8 protein-coding genes are annotated in these 8,461 nt (G+C 36.2%); 6 read left to right on the top strand and 2 right to left on the bottom strand.

The window, feature by feature from the left end; all coding sequences use genetic code 11:
* The first annotated feature begins 518 nt into the window (after positions 1-518).
* The 6 genes from rpmH to mnmG all read left to right on the top strand — a co-directional run bounded on the left by rpmH (position 519) and on the right by mnmG (position 6,477).
* Positions 519-653 carry a 50S ribosomal protein L34 gene (rpmH, locus tag AC4BD1_RS12210; RefSeq protein ID WP_002293121.1) on the top strand — a complete coding sequence of 45 codons (135 nt, stop codon included), beginning with the start codon at positions 519-521 and terminating at the stop codon, positions 651-653.
* 117 nt (positions 654-770) lie between these two features.
* Positions 771-1,127, top strand: coding sequence for a ribonuclease P protein component (rnpA, locus tag AC4BD1_RS12205; RefSeq protein ID WP_067483666.1), 357 nt, complete (start codon positions 771-773; stop codon positions 1,125-1,127).
* Positions 1,124-1,945, top strand: coding sequence for a membrane protein insertase YidC (locus tag AC4BD1_RS12200; RefSeq protein WP_206907825.1), 822 nt, complete (start codon positions 1,124-1,126; stop codon positions 1,943-1,945). Before rnpA ends, AC4BD1_RS12200 begins: the two co-directional genes overlap by 4 nt.
* A gap of 14 nt (positions 1,946-1,959) precedes the next feature.
* A complete protein-coding gene (gene jag, locus AC4BD1_RS12195) occupies positions 1,960-2,724 on the top strand; it encodes an RNA-binding cell elongation regulator Jag/EloR (protein ID WP_206907826.1) in 765 nt (254 codons plus the stop codon).
* A gap of 445 nt (positions 2,725-3,169) precedes the next feature.
* On the top strand, positions 3,170-4,567 hold the full coding sequence (mnmE, locus tag AC4BD1_RS12190) for a tRNA uridine-5-carboxymethylaminomethyl(34) synthesis GTPase MnmE (protein WP_490466655.1): 1,398 nt from the start codon (positions 3,170-3,172) through the stop codon (positions 4,565-4,567).
* A gap of 14 nt (positions 4,568-4,581) precedes the next feature.
* Positions 4,582-6,477: a tRNA uridine-5-carboxymethylaminomethyl(34) synthesis enzyme MnmG gene (mnmG, locus tag AC4BD1_RS12185; RefSeq protein ID WP_490485656.1), complete on the top strand. Its 1,896-nt coding sequence runs from the start codon at positions 4,582-4,584 to the stop codon at positions 6,475-6,477.
* Between the two features lie 76 nt (positions 6,478-6,553).
* Here mnmG and AC4BD1_RS12180 read toward each other — a convergent pair whose 3' ends face one another.
* Both AC4BD1_RS12180 and AC4BD1_RS12175 read right to left on the bottom strand, forming a co-directional pair.
* Positions 6,554-7,717: a site-specific integrase gene (locus tag AC4BD1_RS12180; RefSeq protein WP_490485655.1), complete on the bottom strand. Its 1,164-nt coding sequence runs from the start codon at positions 7,715-7,717 to the stop codon at positions 6,554-6,556.
* An 88-nt stretch (positions 7,718-7,805) separates the two neighbouring features.
* On the bottom strand, positions 7,806-8,408 hold the full coding sequence (locus AC4BD1_RS12175; protein ID WP_131774668.1) for a helix-turn-helix domain-containing protein: 603 nt from the start codon (positions 8,406-8,408) through the stop codon (positions 7,806-7,808).
* Positions 8,409-8,461 lie beyond the last annotated feature (53 nt).

Raw genomic sequence — 8,461 nt, 5'->3', positions numbered from 1 at the left:
AAGGCTTCCTCCTTCATTAAAAAGTGAATAACTAGTACTAATTTAGCATTTTTTTAGATAGTTTTCCACAGAAAGAAAAGAAAAAAATAAATTTATTTGTATTATCCACAAAATTAACTCAAAGAAAAAAGAGAAAATCACAAGGGAGGAAAAAACTTATCCACAGGAGTAATTAACAGGTGGATAAGTTACGATATAAAAAAGTTTTCAACAAGTATGTGTGTATAAAAAAATGAATATATACTAGTGATTCACGAAACAATTCACAGAAAAATGAAACCCTGTGGATTTCTTTTTTTACATGTGTTTATTCTGTGTAAAAAGCATGGTAAAAAAATTGTGGATAATTGCTGTTGATAACTTTTTCCACAAAAAAATCACACAGCAAAAAAGAATGTTGTGGATAAGTTTTGAATGAGTTAATATTATTTTATATTGACAAAACAGCATTCTAGTCGGTATACTATCAAAGTATGTCTGTGTTTATAATTAGATAAGAAATTTTGGAGGTGGAATACATGAAAAGAACATACCAACCAAATAAACGTAAACGTCAAAAAGTTCACGGATTCCGTAAACGTATGAGTACTAAAAATGGACGTCGTGTTTTAGCAAGCCGTCGTCGTAAAGGAAGAAAAGTTCTTTCAGCTTAGGCCACTGGGGTTTCAGTGGTTTTTTTTATGTCCTTTTTTAGGGAAATGATGAACTGATAACAGTAAATATGGTATGATGGTTCACGTAAGTGAGAGATAGAAAAGGAAAGAAAACTAATGAAAAAAGCGTATCGAGTAAAAAAAGAACGAGAGTTTCAAGCCGTCTTTAAAACAGGGGCTTCCTTTGCTAACCGTAAGTTTGTTGTTTACCGATTAGATAAAAAAGACCAACCTCATTTTAGAGTTGGGCTTTCAGTAGGTAAAAAAGTTGGAAATGCAGTTTCCCGCAATGATGTAAAAAGAAAAATTCGTGCAGCGATTTATTCTTTTAAAGATGAAATCGATCCAGAATTAGACTTTATTGTAATTGCAAGACCAAGTGTTAAAGGACTAACTTACGATGAGATTCGCTCAAATTTAGTCCATGTCTTAAAGCTTGCAAAAATAATCGATAGAGAGGTAACGAGTACGTGAAGAAATACAAACGTTTACTTTTGATGGCTGGCATAATTAGTTTAGTTGTCATCTTGTCTGGTTGTGGAACTGGGGAAGTGAGTGCACAAAGTACAGGAATTTGGGATCGCTACATTGTTTATAATTTTGCTCAAGCAATTAAAGGCTTATCTTTTGGGAATGCTGGAATCGGGATAATCCTATTTACATTAGTGATTCGGGTAATATTATTACCACTAATGCATTTTCAAACAAAAAGTATGCGAAAAACACAAGAAGTTCAACCCAAATTAAAAGAGTTACAACAGAAATATTCTTCTAAAGACCCTGAAACTCAAAGCAAATTAAGAGAAGAACAACAACGACTTTATGCTGAAAATGGTGTAAATCCATACGCTGGATGTCTTCCTCTACTGGTACAGATGCCAATTTTGATGGCATTATGGCAATCGATTTCTCGTGTACCAGAATTGAAACAGGGACATTTCCTTTGGCTTAATTTAGGTGAAGCAGATCCAACATTTATTTTGCCAATTTTAGCTGCAATTTTTACTTTTGCAAGTACTTACCTATCTAGTATGAGTCAAATTGAGTCGAACCCAACAACGAAAATTATGAGCTTTGCTATGCCAGTGATGATTTTAGTTATGGGTGTTAACTTGGCGAGTGGTCTTTCATTATACTGGGTAGTTTCAAATGCTTTTCAAGTTGTTCAGACATTGTTGATTAACAATCCGTTTAAGATTCGTAAAGAACGCGAAGAAGCAGCAATGAAGATTCGTGAAAAAGAAAAAGCATTGAAAAAAGCTACAAATCCTAAGAAAAAACGTAAAAAATAAGGGAGGTAATGCTAATGCCGATTTATAAAGCTGCAACAGTAGATGAAGCCATTCAAAATGGTTTGGATCAATTAGGTTTGACTAAAGATCAAGTTGAAATTGAGATACTTGACGAAGGAAAAAAAGGGTTCCTTGGAATGGGTCGTAAAGCTGCTCAAGTTTCTATTGAGCCATCTGTTAGTGAAACTATTTCAGAAGTAGTGGAAGAAACAGTAGAAGACGTCCTAGAGGAAACTCCTGTAGAAATTACAGTGATTGATGAATTTGAAGCCGAGTCTGAAGAAAATTCAGTAGAACAAGAATTAAGTGACTTGGATGATGAAGCAGCTTTAACGGAATTGGCACTTTATCTTACTGAAATTTCTAAACATTTGGATGCGCCCGCGCTAGTAAAAATGGAGAGAGAAGCGAACTTAATTGTTTTTCACTTAGAAACGCAAAAGCAAGGAATTTTAATTGGTAAACATGGAAAGACGCTGAATGCTTTACAATATTTAGCACAAGTATTTATCCATCGGGTGGCTACAAACAAACTATCAATTGTTGTAAATGTAGGAAACTATCGCGAAAAACGTCAAGAAATTATTCAGCGTTTAGCTGAGCGAACTGCTGATAAAGTCATTCGTACAGGTCAGCCAGTATTTCTAGAACCAATGCCGGCTTTTGAACGAAAGCAGATTCATGCAGTGCTAAGTAAAAATGATGGAGTAAAAACACACTCTGAGGGCGAAGAGCCTTATCGATATTTAGTTGTTGAGCCAGCAAAAAAATTCTACTAAATGAAATAAACAACAAAAAGGGAATGTCAGAAGTCAGTTGGCTTATGACGCTCCCTTTTTTGTTTTCTATTCTATATAGCGTAGAAGATAAAAAAGTATGCCAAAATATGTTTTTATGGCTAATTGGTGTGAAGAAACAAAATCAGATTGACAAAATTTTTTAAACCAAGTATATTTTACTAGAAATCATTCTTATCGAAGTATACGATCGTAGTAGTCTAACTTTGATAGAAAGAAGCACAAAGCATTTGCTTTGTGCTTTTTTTATTTAAAAATCAGGTTAGAGACTAGTCAATCAAAAGAACTTGATTCATTTTTAGAAATGTGATAGTCTATGACAAGAATTTAATCAAGAACAAGCAGTCAAAGTGCTAAGTTCACCTTTTTATGTAAGGGGTGGAGTGGGCGCTTTTTTTGTGCGTAAAATTAAAGGAGAAGTGAAAAAATGGCTGAAATTACTTTGGAGTTTGACACAATCGCAGCAATCTCGACGCCCCCAGGTGAAGGTGCAATTAGTATTGTACGTCTAAGTGGTGATCAAGCAGTTCAAATTGCCAATAAAGTTTATCGCAGTGGAGCAAAAAACTTACTCGATGTACCTAGCCACACGATTCATTATGGCCATATAGCTGATCCAAGAGATAATCATCTAGTGGATGAAGTAATGGTCTCAGTAATGTTAGCACCAAAAACCTTTACTCGCGAAGATGTGGTAGAAATTAATTGTCATGGTGGAATTGTTGTTGTCAATCAAGTGCTTCAGCTTTTACTTAGAGAAGGCGCACGATTAGCAGAGCCAGGGGAATTTACAAAGCGTGCATTTTTAAATGGTCGTGTGGACTTATCACAAGCAGAAGCTGTCATGGATTTAATTCGTGCGAAAACAGATAAAGCAATGGATTTAGCAATTAATCAATTAGATGGGAACCTTTCTTCATTAATTCGCGCATTGCGCCAAGAAATTTTAGAAACATTAGCACAAGTTGAAGTCAATATTGATTATCCAGAATATGACGATGTTGAAGAAATGACAACTAAATTATTACTCGAAAAAGCAAGAATGGTTCATCAAAAAATTGAAGAACTCTTAGCAACTTCAAAACAAGGGAAAGTTTTGCGAGAAGGGTTAAGCACTGCGATTATTGGACGTCCTAACGTAGGAAAATCAAGTTTGCTAAATCATTTATTACGAGAAGAAAAAGCAATTGTAACTGACATTGCTGGAACGACACGTGATGTGATTGAGGAATATGTCAATGTTCGTGGCGTACCTTTAAAATTGATTGATACAGCTGGAATTCGCGAAACAGAGGACGTTGTAGAGCGAATCGGTGTAGAGCGAAGTAGAAAAGCTTTGTCTGAATCTGATTTGATCTTATTAGTTTTAAATCAAAGTGAAGCTTTAACATCAGAAGATGAACAGTTACTGGAAGCAACAAATGGCTTAAAGAGAATTATTCTTTTAAATAAAACTGATTTACCTGCAAAAATTGAACTAGATAAATTAGCAATGTTTATTGATAGTGAGCCTGTTTTTCCAGTTTCAGTCACAAAAAATGATGGCTTGGATCAATTAGAGCTTGCTATTACTGAACTGTTTTTCGGTGGAAAAACAGGTGAGAAAGATGCAACTTATGTTTCCAATACACGACATATCGCATTATTAGAAAAAGCAGCTCTTTCATTAGATGAAGTGGTTACAGGGATAGAAGCGGGTATGCCTGTTGATTTGGTTCAAATTGATATGACCCGTTGTTGGGACTACCTTGGAGAAGTAGTTGGAGATAGTGTTCAAGATGAATTGATAACACAGTTATTTAGTCAATTTTGTTTAGGAAAATAGAGGAGGAACATCTTTTGAATCAATATCAAGCAGAATCATATGATGTTATCGTTGTCGGAGCGGGCCATGCTGGATCTGAAGCAGCATTAGCCTCAGCTAGATTAGGATCGAAAACATTATTATTAACAATTAATTTAGATATGGTTGCATTTATGCCTTGTAATCCATCAGTTGGCGGACCAGCTAAAGGAGTGGTTGTTCGCGAGATTGATGCTCTAGGCGGAGAAATGGGGAAAAATATTGATAAAACGTACATTCAAATGAGAATGTTGAACACCGGAAAAGGACCAGCAGTGCGTGCGTTACGTGCACAAGCTGATAAGCATGCCTATGCGTCAGAAATGAAACATACAATTGAAAAAGAACCTAATTTGACACTACGCCAAGGAATTGTTGAAGAAATAATCGTTGAAGAAGGTGTCTGTCGAGGTGTCGTTACCTCGACAGGCGCACGTTATAACGCAAAAGCTGTCGTTATCACAGCTGGGACAGCTCTTCGTGGTGAAATCATCATTGGTGAATTAAAGTATTCATCAGGTCCCAATAATTCACAGCCATCAGTAGGCTTAGCCAATAATCTAAAAGAATTAGGATTTAAGATTGAACGATTTAAAACAGGAACGCCACCGCGTGTAAAATCAAGTACAATTGATTATTCAGTCACAGAAGAACAACCTGGAGATGAAAAGCCTAATCATTTTAGTTTTAGCACACCCGACAGTGCATATAAAATTGACCAAGAATCGTGCTGGTTAACTTATACTGGTGAGTCAACCCATCAAATTATCCGTGACAATTTACATCGTGCACCGATGTTTACTGGGATCGTTGAAGGTGTGGGTGCGCGTTATTGTCCATCAATTGAAGATAAAATTGTTCGTTTTGCTGATAAACCACGTCATCAATTGTTTTTAGAACCAGAAGGATTAAATACAGAAGAAGTATATGTCCAAGGGTTGTCAACCTCTTTACCAGAAGATGTTCAAGTAGATGTATTGCATTCAATTGCTGGTTTGGAAAAAGTTGAAATGATGCGTACGGGATACGCCATTGAGTATGACGTCATTGAACCACATCAACTACGTCCAACACTTGAAACAAAAGTAGTTGAAAATTTGTATACAGCTGGTCAAACAAACGGAACAAGTGGATATGAAGAAGCAGCAGGGCAAGGTCTGATTGCTGGGATCAATGCATCATTAAAAGTTCAAGAAAAAGAGCCACTCGTAATCAAGCGCAGTGATGGGTATATTGGTGTAATGATTGATGATTTGGTGACAAAAGGAACAAATGAACCTTATCGTTTACTTACTTCTCGTGCAGAATATCGTTTGATTTTACGACATGACAATGCAGATTTACGTTTGACTGAGATGGGTCACCAAATTGGATTAGTAAAAGAAGAACAATATGAGTCTTATCTATTGAAGAAAGCAGCAGTTGAGCAAGAAATCAAACGATTAATGAGCGTTCGAATCAAGCCTACTGCGGAAGTCCAAGCTTTCTTGAGTAGTATTGAAGCAGCTCCATTAAAGGATGGCGTCCTAGCAAGTGATTTCTTGAAGCGTCCAGAGATTTCTTATGCAGATTTGTTAAAATTTATTCCAGAAAACGATACATTGACACATAAAGAAATTGAACAAGTGGAGATACAAATCAAATATGAAGGTTACATCAAAAAAGCAATGGAAAAAGTTGAAAAACTAAAACGTATGGAAGCTAAAAAAATCCCAGAAAATATCGACTACGCAGCAATCAATGGCTTAGCCACAGAAGCAAAACAAAAGTTGCAAAAAATTCAACCTGAAACGATTGCTCAAGCAAGTCGAATCAGTGGGGTAAATCCTGCAGATTTAAGTATCTTGATGGTCTATATCGAACAAGGGAAGATTGCGAAAGTGCAGGCTTAAAGCATTGATACGAAAGGACTCATGTTAAAAAATGAGTCCTTTTAGTATACGCTGACTCCGTTTTTGACTCCGTATATCACGCATTCATGTAGGAGTCGAACAATTCAACTGTTTCTTCTTGTCGATTTTTCGATACTTGGATATAGATGTCCATGGTTGTCTTAGATGAAGAATGCCCTAATCTATCTTGCACGTCTTTTACTTGAGCCCCTGCTTCAAAAAGCAATGTGGCATGGGTCTTTCTAAAGCCATGGACTTTGATTATTTTCATATCAGGGAACTTCCTAGCTACTTTACTCATTACATGATTAGGGTAGCCCTTATACAGGAAGTCCCTTTTTTTATTTGCTTTAATAGTGCTGATAACAGGTACATCATCCATATTATCGATTCTGATACCTCTAGAAAGATTCTTTTTTATGACGGTACGTTTCCACTTCTTAAGTATGGTCAAAGTCCCGTCGTCTATTGTGATTGTTCTCTTGGATGACTCTGTCTTTGTAGGATTGATATATAGAGAGCCATCAGATAGCTCTACTAGCGTTTTATTAAACTGCACAGCCTTTTTATCAAAGTCGATGTCTTTCCACGTCAGCCCCAGTATTTCCCCTTTTCTAGCTCCTGTGTAAGCAGCTAGTCTAAAAAATGCTAGAGCACGATCATCTTCTAGCTCTTGCAAGCAATCAAAGAATTGTCGAAGCTCTTCTTTCGTGTAAAACTCCGTTTCGATCTCAGCAGAGTTATGATTAGACTTGGGTGTAATGGTACGTTCCATGGGGTTGGTCTTGATCACGCCAATCAATATACCGTAGTTGAATACTTGTGAAGTGTAACTCTTTATTTTCTGGTAAGAATGATACTTCATTGACCACTCAGTTAGTATTTTTTGACATATAGCAGGAGTGATAGCCTCTAACTTCATTTTTCCAAAAGAGGGAAGGATTTGGTTCGTGAAGTGATTCTTGATCCGTTGTTCTGTTGTGTTTCGAATATTTTTAACGTGTTGGCTCATCCATAGATCATATAACTCACTGAACGTCTTGATAGAGTGTTGACTTATTCCATTAGATTCGATTTCTATCTGGAATCGAGCTAAATCTAAAGAGGCTTCTTTTTTTGTTTTGAATCCTCTACGTGTCGTCCGTTTTTCTTTACCTGTCACTGGGTCTTTACCCATATACACTTTGTAAAGCCAAGCTGTGGTACCATCACTTTTTTTGTACTGTTGTATAGTTGCCATTAATAATTCCTCCTTGACGAAGCCACAAAAGCCCGCTGAGAGCTCGTCAGCTATAAAGGAATCAATTCATCGCATCCCACCTTTCAAATCAATATTCTAAGTAAGCACGGATGGATTCTAATAAAGAATCTATTCCTTTTTCAGATAAATTTTTCTTTTTTATTTTTGATAATGAATTCTTTAGCTCATCAGGTAGTTCTACTGTGTCTTGTTTGGACAACGCATCTTCCATAGTCGACATGAATGAGTCAAAAATGTGTTTCAATTGTGAGTAGATTAATAAATTTCTTCTAGCATAGTCGTTGACCACTTGCTTGACTATATCTGTTCTTGTTTCTGTCGTAGCCTTCTCATATCGTTCAAATAAACTTGAATTATTTGCATGGTGGTTCGTATAGAAATCCTTTACCTGAGTGTAGATTGGAGATTCTATTATTGATAAAGATAATACGTATTCTTCTATATCTCCATATATGATCCACTCCACAGTCTTTTTACCTAAAAGAGCGATCCATTCAAGACTATCATCGCTAGGGAACCTTTTTCCTGTTTCCCAGTTATAGACCGCTACTTTAGTTGTTCCGACCAATCGACCGAACTGTTCCATCGTACAATCAAAACTTTCACGTATAGCTTTGATTCTCTTACCGATAGCAGATTTGTCAAAGAAATAATATTTGTGTTCTTTCATATTCATCACCTGTATTTACGATAGCATATTACTGTTTACTTTGTAAACATATT

It is taken from the genome of Enterococcus sp. DJ147D b, from assembly GCF_058216655.1.
The sequence above is the reverse complement of the archived record's forward strand: the minus strand, read 5'-3'. Positions and strand labels throughout refer to the sequence as shown.

Coding starts and splice junctions, on each gene's coding strand:
- rpmH (WP_002293121.1), top strand. CDS start 519: ATGAAAAGAACATACCAACCAAATAAACGTAAACGTCAAAAAGTTCAC.
- rnpA (WP_067483666.1), top strand. CDS start 771: ATGAAAAAAGCGTATCGAGTAAAAAAAGAACGAGAGTTTCAAGCCGTC.
- jag (WP_206907826.1), top strand. CDS start 1,960: ATGCCGATTTATAAAGCTGCAACAGTAGATGAAGCCATTCAAAATGGT.
- mnmE (WP_490466655.1), top strand. CDS start 3,170: ATGGCTGAAATTACTTTGGAGTTTGACACAATCGCAGCAATCTCGACG.
- AC4BD1_RS12180 (WP_490485655.1), bottom strand. CDS start 7,717: ATGGCAACTATACAACAGTACAAAAAAAGTGATGGTACCACAGCTTGG.
- AC4BD1_RS12175 (WP_131774668.1), bottom strand. CDS start 8,408: ATGAAAGAACACAAATATTATTTCTTTGACAAATCTGCTATCGGTAAG.